This is a genomic window from Bacillus sp. Marseille-Q3570 (genome assembly GCF_946151055.1).
In the GTDB taxonomy this organism is placed as follows: domain Bacteria; phylum Bacillota; class Bacilli; order Bacillales; family Fictibacillaceae; genus Pseudalkalibacillus.
In genome coordinates, this window is record NZ_CAMGYZ010000016.1 from 16,909 (window position 1) to 32,804 (window position 15,896).

At 40.9% G+C, this 15,896-nt stretch carries 14 protein-coding genes and 1 other annotated feature; of the genes, 5 read left to right on the forward strand and 9 right to left on the reverse strand.

What is annotated here, in order from left to right:
- Positions 1–82: 82 nt before the first annotated feature.
- The 5 genes from N8M93_RS18730 to N8M93_RS18750 form a co-directional block, all read right to left on the reverse strand.
- Complete coding sequence (locus N8M93_RS18730; protein ID WP_261134161.1) at positions 83–1,531, reverse strand: PH domain-containing protein; 1,449 nt, start codon at positions 1,529–1,531, stop codon at positions 83–85.
- Complete coding sequence (locus tag N8M93_RS18735; protein ID WP_261134162.1) at positions 1,524–2,003, reverse strand: PH domain-containing protein; 480 nt, start codon at positions 2,001–2,003, stop codon at positions 1,524–1,526. The genes N8M93_RS18730 and N8M93_RS18735 overlap by 8 nt, the downstream gene beginning before the upstream one ends.
- Positions 2,004–2,165: 162 nt before the next feature.
- The gene (locus N8M93_RS18740; RefSeq protein WP_261134163.1) at positions 2,166–3,389 is read right to left on the reverse strand and encodes a D-alanyl-D-alanine carboxypeptidase family protein; all 1,224 of its coding nucleotides are present in this window, start codon (positions 3,387–3,389) and stop codon (positions 2,166–2,168) included.
- 168 nt (positions 3,390–3,557) lie between these two features.
- Entirely contained in the window at positions 3,558–3,947 is a 390-nt protein-coding gene (locus tag N8M93_RS18745) for an NUDIX hydrolase (RefSeq protein WP_261134164.1), read from the reverse strand.
- 474 nt (positions 3,948–4,421) lie between these two features.
- Positions 4,422–5,228 (reverse strand): hypothetical protein, encoded by an 807-nt coding sequence (locus tag N8M93_RS18750; protein WP_261134165.1) that lies wholly within the window; start codon positions 5,226–5,228, stop codon positions 4,422–4,424.
- A 239-nt stretch (positions 5,229–5,467) separates the two neighbouring features.
- Between N8M93_RS18750 and N8M93_RS18755 the strand changes: the two genes are divergently transcribed.
- Together N8M93_RS18755 and N8M93_RS18760 are read left to right on the forward strand one after the other, a co-directional pair.
- Positions 5,468–6,724: a helix-turn-helix domain-containing protein gene (locus tag N8M93_RS18755; RefSeq protein WP_261134166.1), complete on the forward strand. Its 1,257-nt coding sequence runs from the start codon at positions 5,468–5,470 to the stop codon at positions 6,722–6,724.
- Between the two features lie 13 nt (positions 6,725–6,737).
- The gene (locus N8M93_RS18760) at positions 6,738–7,082 is read left to right on the forward strand and encodes a hypothetical protein (RefSeq protein ID WP_261134167.1); all 345 of its coding nucleotides are present in this window, start codon (positions 6,738–6,740) and stop codon (positions 7,080–7,082) included.
- A 374-nt stretch (positions 7,083–7,456) separates the two neighbouring features.
- Here the strand turns inward: N8M93_RS18760 and N8M93_RS18765 are convergent, their stop codons facing one another.
- Entirely contained in the window at positions 7,457–7,969 is a 513-nt protein-coding gene (locus tag N8M93_RS18765) for a DNA-3-methyladenine glycosylase I (protein ID WP_261134168.1), read from the reverse strand.
- Between the two features lie 171 nt (positions 7,970–8,140).
- Between N8M93_RS18765 and N8M93_RS18770 the strand changes: the two genes are divergently transcribed.
- Both N8M93_RS18770 and N8M93_RS18775 read left to right on the forward strand, forming a co-directional pair.
- Entirely contained in the window at positions 8,141–8,731 is a 591-nt protein-coding gene (locus tag N8M93_RS18770; RefSeq protein ID WP_261134169.1) for a sigma-70 family RNA polymerase sigma factor, read from the forward strand.
- Positions 8,715–9,566 carry a hypothetical protein gene (locus tag N8M93_RS18775; RefSeq protein WP_261134170.1) on the forward strand — a complete coding sequence of 284 codons (852 nt, stop codon included), beginning with the start codon at positions 8,715–8,717 and terminating at the stop codon, positions 9,564–9,566. The genes N8M93_RS18770 and N8M93_RS18775 overlap by 17 nt, the downstream gene beginning before the upstream one ends.
- Positions 9,567–9,741: 175 nt before the next feature.
- On the opposite strand, the gene N8M93_RS18780 is transcribed toward N8M93_RS18775, so the two are convergent.
- A complete protein-coding gene (locus N8M93_RS18780) occupies positions 9,742–10,146 on the reverse strand; it encodes a VOC family protein (RefSeq protein WP_261134171.1) in 405 nt (134 codons plus the stop codon).
- A gap of 18 nt (positions 10,147–10,164) precedes the next feature.
- On the reverse strand, positions 10,165–11,856 hold the full coding sequence (gene argS, locus N8M93_RS18785) for an arginine--tRNA ligase (protein WP_261134172.1): 1,692 nt from the start codon (positions 11,854–11,856) through the stop codon (positions 10,165–10,167).
- A gap of 182 nt (positions 11,857–12,038) precedes the next feature.
- Positions 12,039–12,249: a binding site (T-box leader), on the reverse strand.
- A gap of 318 nt (positions 12,250–12,567) precedes the next feature.
- Here argS and N8M93_RS18790 point away from each other — a divergent pair.
- The gene (locus N8M93_RS18790; protein WP_261134173.1) at positions 12,568–14,409 is read left to right on the forward strand and encodes an LTA synthase family protein; all 1,842 of its coding nucleotides are present in this window, start codon (positions 12,568–12,570) and stop codon (positions 14,407–14,409) included.
- Positions 14,410–14,597: 188 nt separating this feature from the next.
- On the opposite strand, the gene N8M93_RS18795 is transcribed toward N8M93_RS18790, so the two are convergent.
- Complete coding sequence (locus N8M93_RS18795) at positions 14,598–15,896, reverse strand: Glu/Leu/Phe/Val dehydrogenase (RefSeq protein ID WP_261134235.1); 1,299 nt, start codon at positions 15,894–15,896, stop codon at positions 14,598–14,600.

Sequence of the window (15,896 nt, forward strand, 5' to 3'; positions counted from 1 at the left end):
ATTTCCTTTATATCCGACATTTAAAAACTAAAGACTATAAAAGAAAAAGCCCCTGCGAACAGGAGCTTCAATATTATTATATTCATTGTAACTTACTTTCCTGAGACTTTCGAGAAAACCAACCAAACGCTTCATTCCAATTTTTGGTTTCTACGTCCTTCAATTGAAAAACTTTGCCGACCCCGCCTGATAAAATTGCAGTTTTCACCGTAATCAACTCATGCCGTCGTTGAAATATGGATTGTTTGATCTCAAAATCCTGCATTCGTCTCTTTTTCGTGATGAGCATAGATCGTGATAGCGTCCTTGTTTGCATATAAAAAGACCGCCCCTCGATCAACCATTTACTATCCTTGAAATCTAGGATGCCCCACATTACGAGGATGGGGACAGGTATAAACAGCAAAATCCAAAATTGTGATGGAACCACCCAAAATAATGGAAGCACAATGATTGCCGGAGCAACATTTCGTAGAATATAGCGCCTCATGGCCCGTTTCGGTAATGGTTTCATTTTTGCAGGCACATTGTAGTCTGGAAGAATTTCCGTCAGCTCCGAATTGATTTTGGAACGCTTGATGAACGGAAACAACATTGCAGAAACGCCCATTTCCGGCCCAGCACCACCAGCACTTTCTACATGTACGGTCGCGAAACCAAAAGGCTGCCGCAGGACACTTTCAACTACTCGTATTCCCTGGACCCGGTGCAACGGAAGGGTAAGCTCCCGTTTTTCAAGCAATCCTCTGCTGATGACGATCCGGTCTTCGAAGCGTCTGATTTGGAAATTAGCATATTTTAAGATCACACCGACAAAGGAGATGAACCATGCAAACAATAATGAGAAGAAAGCCATAACGGCAATCACGACCCAACTGAACCCGCTTAACCAATTAAAAGCTTCTACATAAAATTCATCCGGGATGAAATTTTCGAACTGGGAGCTCAGGGTTCCAATCAGCGGCAGTGTGACACCAATCCCGCCTGAAGTTGAAGCTGCCAGCAGCAAATCCTTCAATGATAACTTATAGCTATAAGCAGGTGATTCCTTCTCAGATTCTACCTGTACTTCAGCCTCTTCGGTCCTCGTTTTTTCTTCACGTAGGGCTTCTTTCAACTGCTCAGCATTCGCTAGACTGACTGCAGATAACGAAGCTTCTGCCCCACCAGGCCCTCCAGCTGTTTCAATATTGATTTTCACGACATCAAAAATCCGGTGAAAAATCCCCTGGGTGTAATCGATCGATTGAATCCTTCTTTTCGGGATATATCGTTTCTTCCTTACAAACACACCATACTCAATCTTCAGTTCTTCACCTTCAATATGATAGGTGAATCGAAACCAATGCAGGACGCCGTAGCCTCCTAACAAAAGAATGAAAAGGAACGGTGCAAATGAAACCCAGGTCATTCCCGGCGGACTTCCAGGACCGAATATGAAAAATATGATAATCGGGATGATCCATTCTCTGAGTATCTTCAAAAAGGACAATCCAGCAGCTAATGGATGAAGTCTTGTCGGCTCAAACATCTTCTTCTGTCACCCTGGCCATTTGTGAGATATAGTCCCGCACTTGATCTGCTGTTTCACGATCTAAAGCCGGAATTTCATGAGTTGTGGCAGCTGTAGAGATCGTGACGGTCGATAAATCATAGTGACGGAGAATCGGTCCTTGCTTCGTATCGACATGTTGAACACGTACCATAGGAATCAGCACCCTGCGAATGATCAAAAGCCCGAACTTCAATTCAATTTCATATTCCCGCACTTCATAACGCCAGACACGATGACGGATCGTGGGCAGTACTTGGATAAAAAGGTATGTAAGAAGAGCAGTAATCAATATGGTAATGATCGATACCCAAACCGGAACTGGAGTCAGAAGCACAAGAACAATACTTCCGATCGATAGCAGTATAAAGAAAAGACTATTGAAAGCACCGTAAATACGCCATACGGTCAAAGCTTTCGGCGCAATCTGGATAGATGGTTCCAAACGCATGATGAATCGTGGCCTCCTGTCGTAGATTCAACAACTCTTAACTGATTATAACCTAACTGGTCGACATTTCCTATATCACCCAATTTGTACTTATGGTAGATCTGTATTTGCAGATGATCCGTATTGAAACGCAAAAAGGGACCGACCTTAGCTTTCACAGCCTTAAGTCGAACCCTTTATCCGGTTTATTTCTTCCATCATTCGCTTTTTCCGCAGCTTTTTCTTCTTCCGTCTTTTTCTTTTCCTAATGAAGTTCCAAATGAACATCACGACAAAGAGGAGTAAAATTCCTTTCAATAAGACAGGAACTAAGGATCCTTCAGCCTCCTCGACCTGTACACTTCCGATTGCTTCTTTAATTCCTCCGCTCTTTTTTGAATTTGGAACAAGCGGGAAAGAAGCGATTTCTTCATCTACATCATTTTTGATGATTAAATTTCCATCTTCATTAATTTTCGCTTCAAAGCCTTCATTGATTTTATGAGTGAACAATTTATCTTCGTTAAGCTTTATTTCTTCCCCATCAACATTTGTGAAGACTGTTCCTTTTTCGATTTTTTTCGTTTCATAATGTTCGAATCCATAATCCAACAGTTCGATTGTATCCTGATAGGCTTGCTCGGACGAATCATTCTTCATCGTAACAACGATTAACGATGTGCCATTTCGTTCAGCAGCTGTTACGAGTGTATGCTTGGATTTGCTCGTGTACCCATTCTTGACGCCGATTGCTCCATCATAACGCCATAAAAGCTTATGGTGATTATAAAGGATCGTTTCCCATCCTGCGCCCTTCCAATCCATCTCTTTCGTACGGACAATTTCTTTGAACTCATCAAATCGCATCGCATATCGTGTGAATTCAGCCATATCTGCAGCGGTTGAATAATGGTCGTCATCAGGCAGTCCATTCGGATTGACGAAATGGGTGTTTTTTAATCCAAGTTCCTCTTGAGCGAATTCATTCATATCCTGTGCGAATTCTTCTTCACTTCCTGCTAGATGTTCGGCAATCGCAATGGCTGCATCATTTCCAGAGTTGATCAGCATTCCCTGCACGAGCTGACGTAATGTCATCTGCTCTCCTTCTACCAGGTATACCTGTGTGCCTGGTGCAGAGGCTGCATTCTCACTGATAGTCACTACGTCATCCATTTTTCCAGACTCGATCGCCATGATCGCGGTCACGATTTTCGTAATGCTTGCCGGATACATTCGTTTATCAGGATTTTCTTCTGCTAATACTTCACCTGTTTTTGTATCGATTAAAATGGAGGTCTCACTTAAAAGATCTGTTGGTTCATCGTTTTCTGCATGAATGTTATCTGGGAGTATCCAAACAAAGCTTAAAAGAAGAGACACAAGTAATACTGTGATCTTTTTCATTTTCGCGTGCCCCTATAAAAGATTTTTGGTCCAACAATAGCATTCGTATAAGAATGCTATTTTGACAGGACATCACACCAATTACCATTTTCTTTTAATTTTGGGACATTCGCAAAACAATATTTCCCAATTTTGCTTATTTTACAGAATTTTTAATATATTTTATTCTCATGAAGATTGTTTGATGTACTCCGAAAGAAACACTAAATCTTCAGGGAAAGACAGATCAAGTGTTTGCAGTTCTTTTAAAGACACCCATTTAATATCATGAATCAATTCATCGGGATCCTGGATCTTCATCTCCCCGCTTGTGATCTGGACACGAAAATAATGGACAGTGATATCGATGCCGAAACTTTGTCCTTTTTTCACGAATAACGACCGCTGAATATCACCGAGGTAACCCGTTTCTTCTTCGAGTTCACGTAAACAACATGCTTCGTAGGACTCCTCCTCAAACTTTTCTCCGGATGGAACCGTCCATAACTTTTTTTCCCCTTGTTGTACCACCAAAAGATATCGGTCTTTTACACAAACAGCAGCTGAGCCTTCCCACATTCTGACCCACTCCTCTCAACCACTAATTTGATATTCATCTTATATTCCCTGTTCCACAAATTGAACAATACGTGAAATGAAACAGGGCAAAGCCAAGACTTTAGCGCAGGATTAGCCTTAGTTGCGCTTATACTGAAGAAAGTATTTTATACTTTCAGCGGAAAAAAGAGGCTGGGACAATGAACTTTGTTCAATAGAAAACCCGAACAATTTCAATTTGTCCGGGTTTTCTTCAGTGGTAATAAATGAAGGTTCCGCTTCGTCAACATCCTTCGCTTTCCGCGGGCACGGCCTCAGCCTCCTCAGAAAGCACAAATCGCTTTCTTGCGGGGTCTTCGACTCGTGCTGTTCCCGCAGGAGTCTACGGATGTTGTCTATGCTTTTCGTCTTTCATTTTCTCCAATCTATTTGATTGTTCGTCTTTTCTGTTGGCAGTTATCGTTTTGTCCCAGCCTCTTCCGAAATCAGTTCAATTTAATAGAAGCTTACACGCCGTGTTGGTTTTCTCCGCTTCGTGATGATTTCTTCTCCAGTTTGTAGATCCAGGGACGAATACCGATCAGATCGACCCGTTTTCACGTCCAACTCCTGTATCAGAATCTCTTCGCCATCCTTGAATAAAAACCTTGGGCAGATGGATACATCATATTCCTTTACAAGCTCAAACTCATGATCGAGTCTTAATATCTTTTTCGGGCTTCTTTCTGTCAATGGATATGCGGATATGAATAGATCATTTTGTAAAACCAATATATCTGCAGGTGCAAAATGAGTACCGAGCTCGACAAAATCAATTGATTTGCCATTTAGGATATACAACCTGGCCATATCAAGATCGACTACGTACGCCGAAACACAGACTGAATTATTGTACATGTTCACATCCCAAATGAATCCATCAATTTCCCATTCTTCCACCAACTCTATAGTCGCTTTAGAGAATTGGTACACTGATCCTGTTTCACCATCTCCTTCACAGGCAATCACCACATGATCAGGAAATTCATAAATATTCGGTGTACCGTAAAGTTTCTTTTTTACGACTGTATCATTGTTCGGATTGACAGCTACAAGAGCAATATGGCCCTTTTTATCAACACGGTTGTAATACCACTTATTCTCGTGATCATCAGTAAGTAGATCCTTCGTATTTTCTTGGGTAAATTTCACTGTTTTTCTATTTAAAGTTTTTGATCTTTTTCCAATCCCCAGGTCATCAGAAGCATAAAACGGGCCTTTCGATTCACGTTTGTCATTGATGAAACTGTTCATTTTTCCCATTATGCTATCCTCCCATTCATGTCATAATTAAAACAAGAACATTCTTACTACAATCATTGTAATAATCTTTCCAAAATACAGAAAAACTAGTTTGAAAGACTAACTAGTAAACATATTTTGTGTTATATTTATTTTATCAAAGGAACATATGGTCCTGTATTGGGAAAAATGGTAGTTTTGATAGACGATATTTGATGGTTTTTCGGGTCAATTTTCCCAAGTTTGGGAGGGGGGATATTTTGATAGGACAACGAATAAGATATTACAGGAAAACAAAAAGCCTCACTCAGGAAGAATTAGCTAGGGGAATTTGCTCCGTATCGTACCTTAGTAAAATCGAAAATGGAGACGCCAAATCTAGTGAAGACGTCATTGAACTGCTTTGTGAAAGGCTTGGGATCTCTCCTACTGAAGAGCAGTTAGATGTAAATATACTTGGGTTATTAAATGAGTGGAATTACTTAATTATTCTTCGAAAATATGAAGAAGCAGAAGAACTTCATTCAAAAATTAAAAAGTATCTTCCTTTTATAGAAGATCCTCTACTTCTTTCAAGATACGATTTGTTTTTAATAAGGTTCTACTTAATAAAAAATAACTTAGATGAGGCAAAACCTCTGATAAAAAAAATTAGTAAACTGCAAGAAACGTATCAAGACCCTTCCATAAACTTCTATTACTATTTTATAAAGGGCTTTTATTACTATTATGTAAAGGAATATTCTGAAGCAATTATCCATTTCGAAAAGGCCGAGGGTAATTTACAACAAACTCCACTTAACCAGGTTGAGGTCGGAGTCTTTTATTACAGTATAGCTTTATCCCATAGTTATTTATTCCACAGTACTTCTGTAATGACTTACGCTTACAAAGCACTGGAAATATTTGATAGAGAATATAACTTCAGCAGGAGTTCTGATTGCCAAATCTTACTTGGTATAGCAAATCGTCGAATAAAAAGTTATTCTCAAGCAGAGTATCATTTTAATCAAGCATTAAAGTTTGCTGAATCGTTTAATGATAACCGCAGCTTAGGAATGATTTACCATAATATAGGATTTGTATACAGTAATAAAGGACAGCCTGAAACAGCTATACAATACTACATGAAAAGCCTATCTATTAAAGATAAGTACGATAATTCAAACGTATATATTACTTATTATCTGGTCGCTAAAGAACATTTGAATTTAGATGAGTTGGAGCTTTCAAAACAGTGGTTAGATAAAGTTAAGAAACAATTGAAAGTAAAGAACAATGAAGAATATGATATACATGCAAAGATATTAGAATATAGGTTAGAAGATGATTTTAATAAGGAATTTGAAGTTTACCTTAAAAAGGTAGCTATCCCCTACTTCCAAAATAAAAACATTTTTGAACATGTTAGCGAGTACTCATCCCTCTTGGCTGATTACTATTATAATAATTCACAATATAAGAGTGCTAGTGAGTATTACAAATTAGCTTTAATTACTAATAAAAAATTCACTTAAAAGGGTGTGTAAAATGAAAAGGTTTTTAAAGTCTATAACACTGCTTCTTTCATTAAGTTTAATTATGATCAGTGGTTCTATCTGTGCACAGCAAAACTTAAACAATGACTTACAAGTATATGATGAGAATCCACCACCAAAGAGCAGTTCAGCTGTTGCTTATGATGAAAATCCACCGATGAGCAGCTCAGCTGTTGCTTATGACGAAAATCCGCCCATGAGCAGCTCAGCTGTTGCCTATGACGAAAATCCGCCCATGAGCAGCTCAGCTGTTGCTTATGATGAAAATCCGCCGATGAGTAGCTCAGCTGTTGCTTATGACGAAAATCCGCCGATGTTTAAGTACTTTACTTTATAATGAGACGCAGAAAATTAATCGAAGAAGGTATCTAAAAAGTGCCTTCTTTTTATTTTTGGCTCTTTTCTAAAAGGTTGTTGCTTTTGAGTCATTCTTAAAAACTCACCTTGTGCAAGTTGATTGGAGAGCAAGGTGCGAGACTCCTGCGGGATCAGCGTGCCTACTACCTGAAAGATCTCCTCGCAAGGCATGCGACGAGGAAGCTCGCTTCGACAGGACTTTCTTGTAGACGCAAGAGCACAAATGCTTCCTAGAAAAGGAGACTCCTGAGGTCGCAAGGCGACGAGTGGGCTCACCGCACGCCCCGCGGAAAGCGAATATCCTGGAGCGGAAATCAACGACTTTCAAGAACAACAAAGTTTGCGAAAACAGCCTTATTTCTTCAAAAAGCATTCTTCACTGTGGGCTGGTTCTGTGAAGCCTGCTGCCATCAGGAAGCTTTCGGCTGTTGTCAGTCCTACATGTTTGAATGTAGTTTTGATCGCCTTTTCTCTTTCCTGTTGATCTTCTGGGAGTGAATCGAAATAGTTTTTTAGACTTCCATATTTAGATATCAATTGTTCAGCTACATTAGCATTATGGATTGTGGCTTCAATCTTCCTGCGGTGGCGGACGATGCCTTTATCTTCTAAGAGTGCTTCTACCTTTTCATTTCCATAGCTTTTTATCCTGGCTATCGCAAAGTCATCGAAGGCTTTACGGAAATTTTCACGTTTATGCAAAATCGTTTTCCAGCTCAATCCTGCTTGAAAGATCTCTAATGTCAGGGCTTCAAAGAGCTCATCATCCCCTGATACAGACTTCCCCCACTCTTCATCATGGTAACTGATCAATAATGGATCGTTTTCACACCATCCACATCTGACAATTATCCTGGTATCTTCCATAAAGCCACTCCTCCATCCTAAACGCATCTATAATAAACATATATCTTACATACTACTTTACTCGTTATTTCGCGAGCCGTCTATCACTGCTTCACAATTTTTTACAAAGCTGAAACGGAATGATCTTTGGTTACGTCAATAGATTAAAGACATATAAGGGAGGTCAGCAGGTTGGAAGAACATCAACCGAGAAATCGGTCTAAGATACAGCTTGATAAGGTGATCGGCCGTTACCCGAAAGAGGAGGTCCTCGAGCATATGATGGACCAGTACGGGGAAAAATTGACGCGGCTGGCTTATACCTATGTAAAAGATTGGGGAAAGGCCGAAGATATCGTACAGGAATCCTTTGTCGCCTGTTATACCAAGCTGGATACTTTTCGTGGAGAATCATCCGTGAAAACCTGGATCTATCGGATTACCATCAATCGGTGCCACGATTATCATAGGACCTGGTCGTTCAAGAACCTCCAATTCACCGATAAAATCTCCCGTTGGATGAAGGGAGATACACAAACACCTGAAGCTGATCTGATTGCGAAGGATGAAAGTGAAACATTAGCCAAACAAGTACTAACTTTGCCACTTAAATATCGAGAAGTACTCCTCTTGTATTATTTCGAGGAGTTGACGATCCAGGAGATCAGCCTGATGCTCCTGACGAACGAATCAACGATAAAAACACGCCTACATCGAGGCCGGCAGCTTCTTAAGGAAATTATTTCATCAGAAAGGGGTATCGGTGATGGAAAATCAACTTAAAGATCTGAACAAATCATTGAATCGAATGATGTCTCCAGAAGAACGATTCACAGATAAACAAAAACAGAACATCCGGAACGCCATTACTAAGAAACGATCATCACGAATATCGTTCATGCATTCACATTGGAAGCCGATACTCAGTACTGCAGTTTGTCTTTTTCTTGTAATTGCAGTCGTTCAGGTTGCTATGGATAACTTCCCACCAAGTAGCGAACATTCCAGTGAATCAAGTGATGCTGGAATCAATTCAGCAGCCGATCGTGCAAATCCGGAAAGCGCTGGATCACCCGAAAAAGCGATGCCTGCTCTGGATGAATCCGAAAAGGGAGATGCCAAACTAGATGCATCGAAAGACGATTTTTCGATAGCTGAAAAAGATGATGGACAGCAACAAACGATTTCCGGACCCTTGTTACCTATAGACGATCGCCTTTTAACAGTGTATGAACAGGTGAAAACTGAGCAAAGCCAGGATGCACTTAAGGGGCTGAATCCATTCGAGGTCATGCAGATCCATTATCATGCGGTCCAACAGAATGACTATGAGACCGTCTATATCATGTATTATCAAGATCCCGCTGGAGCCATGCCATCCAAACAGCACTATCTTGATGAAATTGCAAAAGACCCCGTATTGAGCAAGAATACCGAAAAAAAACTGCAGGAAATCCAGGAAGTAGAGAAATTCAATCAAGTTGTTAAAGAGACACCAATGGATCGTAAAGAAGCGTATATCACATGGGGCGGAACCGCGGAAAACATGAAGTACTTCAGACTCGTCCAAGATGAAACAAAAGATATCTGGGCGGTCTCATGGCTCGCCTCTCAATAAGCTTTATGGAACAGATTTGGAGGACAGCAGAGACCCTATTTACTCAAATTCTTTATGTTTTACAAAATTAGAGGACACTAGAGACCTTTTTAGGTGAAAAACACTGAAAACCAACGGTGATTAACCTAAATAACGCAACAGTTGTCCTCTAATTTCCATATTAAACATCAATCCCTCAATTTGGTGCTACAAGTTCAACCTTGATCCGATCAGGATCTTCGAAATAGACGGCGTAATGGTCAGATCCACCTGCATATGGATGACGGTCAGGATATAAAACCTTCACGCCTCTTTTCTTCAATTCGTCCGTCAGTCGATCGACCTGATCCATGGATTCCGCATGGAAAGCTAAATGGTTGAGACCGACTCGACAGCGGTGGTACGGAACGTCAAGGAATTTCTTTTCTGCTTGGACGAAGACGATATAGGAATCTTTCAGCTTCCAGCTTCGTCCCTTTTCCCATTTCTGATATTCGAAATAGCCAAGCTCCGGAAGAAGCCATCCCCAGAACTCAATCGTTTTCTCCAGATCAGAGACATACAGTTCGATATGATGGATGAGACCCTTCTTCCTTTTCATTATATCGGTCACCCCTTCTTACATCTTCTCTGGCGCCTTGATGCCAAGCAGCCGAAGTCCTTCCTGCAATACAACCGTTACAGCTTTTACTACATTCAAACGGGCCATTTGCTCCTCTTTCGTTCCAGACAGGACCCGTACCTTCCCATAATATTGATTGAAGTATCTTGACAACTCGATCAAATAACGTGAGATGATCGACGGTTCATATTCTTTCAAAGCTCGGTCCACTGTACCAGGAAACTTCTCCAGGGTCAGGACGATCTCCCATAAATACGGTTCCTCGACATCATAAGAAGCTGCTGGTTCCTCAATGGTCCATTCTCCCTTCGCTAACAACGTACAAGCCCGTGCATGCGAATATTGGACATAAGGACCTGTTTCTCCTTCAAAACGAAGCATGTTTGTAATATCGAATTCGACGCTATTCAATCGTGATTGTTTCAAATCATTGAAAATAACTGCGCCGACTCCCACCATTTCCGCAACCGTTTCTTTATTTTCCAACGTCGGGTTTTTACTTTCGATGTTTTCTTTTGCCTGCTGAATGGTTTGAGTAAGGACTTCTTCAAGCAATACCGTCTTCCCTTTTCGTGTAGACATTTTCTTTCCATCTTGCAGGATCATTCCAAAAGGAATATGTTCCATGTCCTCCGACCATGGATACCCCATTTTTGACAGGACTTTTTTCACTTGTTCAAAGTGCAAGGATTGCTCGTGACCAACGACATACAAAGATTTCACAAATTGATAGGTTGCTTTTCTGTATTTAGCCGCTGCCAGATCTCTTGTCGCATAAAGAGAGGCACCGTCCTTTTTCTGTATCAAGGCAGGCGGAAGATTGAACTCAGAAAGATCGACCACCATCGCCCCTTCTGACTCAATCAACAATTTCTTTTCGCTGAGCTCATCCACGACGGGTTTCATTTTATCATTGTAGAAGGCTTCCCCATTCATCGAGTCGAATTGCACATCAAGTAAATCATATATCTTTTGAAACTCCTGTATAGATTCTTCTCTGAACCAGGTCCACAATTTTCTCGCTTCTTCATCTCCGTCTTCCAGTCTTTTGAACCATTCCCTTCCTTCATTGTCAAGTACAGGGTTACCCTTCACTTCTTCGTGGTATTTAACATACAGAGTATTCAATTCCTTGATCGGACTTTTCTTGACGGCCGCTTCATCCCCCCACTTGGTGTAGGCTGTCATAAGTTTTCCGAATTGTGTGCCCCAATCCCCTAAATGGTTGATACAGAATGGCTGGTATCCTTTTTTCGAAGCGATGTTGGCAATTGCATTCCCAATCACCGTTGAGCGCAAATGACCCATGGAAAACGGCTTGGCAATGTTCGGTGATGAAAGATCGATGGTAATAGTACCTTTATTCGTGGTTTCACTGCCATATGACTGTCCATTTTCTAAAATCTCAGAAATGACCGCGTGAGTCAGCTGCATTTTTGGCAGGAAAACGTTCAGATAGGGTCCTGCAGCTTCTATACGTTCAAAGTGGGTCGACCCTTTCAACTCTTCTGCTAACGTTTGGGCAATTTGAACCGGTGATTTTTTCAACGTTTTTGCTAGTATAAAACATGGAAAGGCCAAGTCTCCTAAAGATCGATCTGGTGGTACTTCCAGGTTTTTTTCAATCTCGCTTGCCGGAAGATCGATCACTTTCCCAAAATGTTGAGCAGTGTACTGCTGTATTGTCATCTCCATTCACTCCTTTATTTTCATTTATAAATTAAATTCTTAATGTAGAAAAATGAACTTAACGTCAATACGTTACTAACCCGGTCGCTTCCGTTTTTCGTTTCCGAGCGGAACGGGAAGGAATTTTGCAGATCAACCAAAAAGAATATTAATCTTTCCAATAAAAAAACGCCCCTCACTAAATGAGAGACGAGATCAACCCGCGGTACCACTCTGCTTGTTCCAAAATAAGAACCAACTTTGTCCCGTTAACGCAGGGCCGCGGCTTTTCCTACTCGCTTTCAAAAAAGCTTTTCCGAGGTGCGGTTCAATAACAGGTTATACTGGACTTCCACCAACTCCAGTTCGCTTTAAGAATCACCTGATATCTACTCTCCTCATCAAGAAAGTTCATTGTTAATTTTTTCTTATTATAGTCATCTCCAAGAGAAATGGCAATAGTAAATGAGGAAGAGTATGATAGAATCTTAAAACTTTAATGAATTAACAAAATTTGTTATTATGAAGATTCGGAATGAACGCTATTATAATGAAAACTGGTGAAGCCAAGACTTAGCATTGGCAGACCCATAGTTGCCCTTAGATCGAAGAAAGTATTTATACTTTCTTTAAATGTAAAGAAATACGGAACTTTCCTTTCATTTGCTCGTCTATAATAGAGGTATGGATTATGCAACAGTGTGCGCTTGTGTCAACTGGGAGGTTGCAATTATGAAAGAGCGGATCAAAAATTACGATAGCCTGATCATTACAGCATTTCTGCTGTGGATCAAGACCTATTTCGTTTATAAAGTATGCTTTAACCTGGAGACGAGCAATTGGGTGCAAGAATTGATCCTGGTAATCAATCCTCTTAGTTCTGTGCTATTCTCTTTAGCACTTGTCTTTCTCTTCCCAACCCGCCTGCGTAATCGAATCACTTTGATTATTGCGGCTTTATTTTCAATCATCCTGTATGCCAATACTTTATATTATCGGTTTTTCAATGATTTCATCACAGTACCTGTATTGTTTCAGACCAATAACGTCGGAGACATAGGAAACAGTGTCATTGCGCAAACCTATTGGTATGACATTGTCTTTTTTGCCGATCTAATTCTTTTACACTTCTTAAACAAGCGCGGCCAACTAAAGCAAACAGCTCATCCAAAAGCCACACTGTATAAAATACTGATCACCGCTGTTGTGATCCTAGCTGTCAATCTTGGTCTTGCAGAATCTGAACGACCGGAATTACTGACACGGACATTTGACAGGGAACTGCTTGTCAAAAACCTTGGTACTTACAATTACCATCTATACGATCTCGTATTGCAGTCTAAAACATCTGCACAAAAGGCCTTAGCAGATAACGTGGATATCGTGGAGGTCAATCAATATACAGCGCAAAAATCAGTAGAGCCGAATGAAGACCTGCGTGGTATTGCTGAAGGTAAGAACATCATAATGATTTCAATGGAATCAACCCAGCAGTTTGTGATCGGAAGAGAAATCAACGGAAAAGAAATTACACCTTTCCTCAATGAATTCATCCAGGAAAGTTATTACTTTGATAACTTTTATCACCAAACTGGCCAAGGAAAAACGTCTGATTCTGAGTTTCTGATTGAAAACTCTTTGTATCCTTTACCAAGAGGAGCTGTTTTCCAAACCCATGCATTGAATGAATATTATGCAACACCTGAAATCATTAAAGAACATGGCTATTTCAGTACTGTCTTCCATGGTAACAATAAAAGCTTCTGGAATAGAGACATCATGTACCAGTCCTTAGGTTATGATCAATTCTATGCAGAACAATTTTATTCGATTGATGAGACGAACAAAATCAATTACGGATTAAAGGATGAGCCTTTCTTCGACCAATCGTTGAAATATGTAAAGGATCTTCCACAACCGTTTTATGCAAAATTCATCACATTGACAAACCATCATCCATTCAAATTCAGTGAAGAAGATCAAATGATTCCCACTTTCGATACTGGAGATCCCATCGTTGATCGTTACCCTGTGACTGTGCGCTATACGGATGAGGCAATTAAAAATTTCGTGCAACAATTGAAAAAAGAAGGTCTTTATGAGGATTCAATCATTATCATTTACGGGGACCATTATGGTATATCCGAACAGCATGACAATGCGATGGCCCAGGTATTGAATAAAGAAATCACACCTTATGATAATGTCCAGTTACAACGTGTTCCTCTGATCATCCATATTCCTGGTCAAGAGGGGAAAACCATTTCGAACGTTTCTGGGCAGATTGATCTTAAACCGACGATCCTGAATCTGCTCGGTATTGAAAATGAAGGAATCCAATTCGGTACAGATCTCTTCTCAGAAGACCATAAAAACTTCGCAATTCTACGTGACCGCAGCATCGTAACCGATAAGTACGTCTATGCTTCGGATACGTGTTACGACCGTAAGTCTGGAAAAGTAGTGGCTCGTGAATCCTGTTCAGAAGCAAGAGAAAAACTGATCGAGCTTGAATTATCCGATGGTTTGATCTACGGTGACCTGTTGCGGTTTACAAAGTATGCAAAAGAGTGACTAGTGAGGCAGGAGCCTTCAAGTCACTCTTTTTTTGATACATGCTACGAAAATAATCGAAATTAGTAAGCGGACTATAGTAGCCATCCGCCCGAAGTATGTCTATTTAGGGCTGGAGAAGCTTGTCAGTATTCCTCAGGGTTTTTTTATTTGCAACGAACGTTTCTTAGACAGTGAGAATATTTTAGTCAACAATCGACCGGCATCTCCCAATTCTTTATCCATCCTCGCGCTTTCATCGCTTGAGCCAATCGCCCGACGCCCAACAGATAAGCCGCTTCCCTCATCTTCACCTGTTTTGCTTCCTTTATCTCATACACAGCTTTAAATGCGGCGGTCATTTTTTCTTCCAGCTTTTCCAATACCTCTTCCTCTTTCCAGGCATAGTGCATGGCGTTCTGTACCCATTCAAAATAAGACACCGTAACGCCTCCAGAATTACACAAGATATCAGGTATGATAAAAACCCCATTGTCCTCTAAAATTTGAGTGCCTTCAGGTGTAGTCGGCCCGTTTGCAGCTTCTGCAACGATTTTTGCTTTGATATCTCCTGCATTATCTCCAGTGATTTGATTTTCTAATGCGGCAGGAATGAGAATGTCGCAGTCCAAACCAAATAAATCTTCATTTGAAATGTCTTTACTATCCGAAAAGCCTTTGACGGTCTTATGGTCTTCCATATACGCGATCAATCCAGGGATATCAAGACCATTTTCGTTCAACGCCCCACCTTTCGCATCGGTCACTGCAATAACTTTCACTCCAGCCTCAGCTAAAAATTTTGCTGTGATCGAACCGACGTTTCCAAAACCTTGGATAGCTGCTTTCATTCCAGAGAGATCCAGATCCAATCTTTTTGCTGCCTCTTGTATGGTGATGACGACTCCGCGGCCTGTCGCCTCAATCCGCCCTTCCGATCCACCAATGATCAACGGCTTTCCTGTGATGAATCCTGGTACATTATGCCCTCTCAGACGATCGAATTCGTCCAGCATCCACCCCATGATTTGAGGACTTGTATTAACATCGGGAGCTGGTATGTCTTTCTCCGGACCCATGATCGGTTCAAGCTCGCGAATGAAACCGCGGCTCAACTCTTCAATTTCACGTTCTGACATGTCTTCCGGATTGACGATGATCCCTCCTTTTCCACCACCAAAGGGAATACCGACAATCGCTGTTTTCAAGGTCATCCACATCGAAAGCGCAATGACCTCATCTTCATTTACATTAGGGTGAAAACGGACACCCCCTTTGGTTGGTCCGAGGATATCTGTATGCTGAGAGCGCATACCGGTATAATTCACAACATCTCCGTCATCCCGCCGCACAGGGATGGACACTTTCATGATCCTTTTAGGCTTCTTTAAAATGTCATAAACCCCTTCTTGAAGCTCAAGGGTTTCACATGCACGTTCAATCAAGCGTTGGACAATATGATAAGGGTTGGTGATTTCCTCACCGTCCCTTTCCTCCTTTGCAGGCAT

Bases quoted from the DNA above. Each gene is read 5' to 3' on its own strand.
- N8M93_RS18775 (WP_261134170.1), top strand. From the start codon at position 8,715: ATGGAAAATCAACTTAAAGATCTGAACAAATCATTGAATCGAATGATG.
- N8M93_RS18735 (WP_261134162.1), bottom strand. From the start codon at position 2,003: ATGCGTTTGGAACCATCTATCCAGATTGCGCCGAAAGCTTTGACCGTA.
- N8M93_RS18750 (WP_261134165.1), bottom strand. From the start codon at position 5,228: ATGGGAAAAATGAACAGTTTCATCAATGACAAACGTGAATCGAAAGGC.
- N8M93_RS18780 (WP_261134171.1), bottom strand. From the start codon at position 10,146: ATGAAAAGGAAGAAGGGTCTCATCCATCATATCGAACTGTATGTCTCT.
- N8M93_RS18730 (WP_261134161.1), bottom strand. From the start codon at position 1,531: ATGTTTGAGCCGACAAGACTTCATCCATTAGCTGCTGGATTGTCCTTT.
- N8M93_RS18790 (WP_261134173.1), top strand. From the start codon at position 12,568: ATGAAAGAGCGGATCAAAAATTACGATAGCCTGATCATTACAGCATTT.
- N8M93_RS18760 (WP_261134167.1), top strand. From the start codon at position 6,738: ATGAAAAGGTTTTTAAAGTCTATAACACTGCTTCTTTCATTAAGTTTA.
- argS (WP_261134172.1), bottom strand. From the start codon at position 11,856: ATGACAATACAGCAGTACACTGCTCAACATTTTGGGAAAGTGATCGAT.
- N8M93_RS18795 (WP_261134235.1), bottom strand. From the start codon at position 15,896: ATGCCTGCAAAGGAGGAAAGGGACGGTGAGGAAATCACCAACCCTTAT.
- N8M93_RS18745 (WP_261134164.1), bottom strand. From the start codon at position 3,947: ATGTGGGAAGGCTCAGCTGCTGTTTGTGTAAAAGACCGATATCTTTTG.
- N8M93_RS18765 (WP_261134168.1), bottom strand. From the start codon at position 7,969: ATGGAAGATACCAGGATAATTGTCAGATGTGGATGGTGTGAAAACGAT.
- N8M93_RS18740 (WP_261134163.1), bottom strand. From the start codon at position 3,389: ATGAAAAAGATCACAGTATTACTTGTGTCTCTTCTTTTAAGCTTTGTT.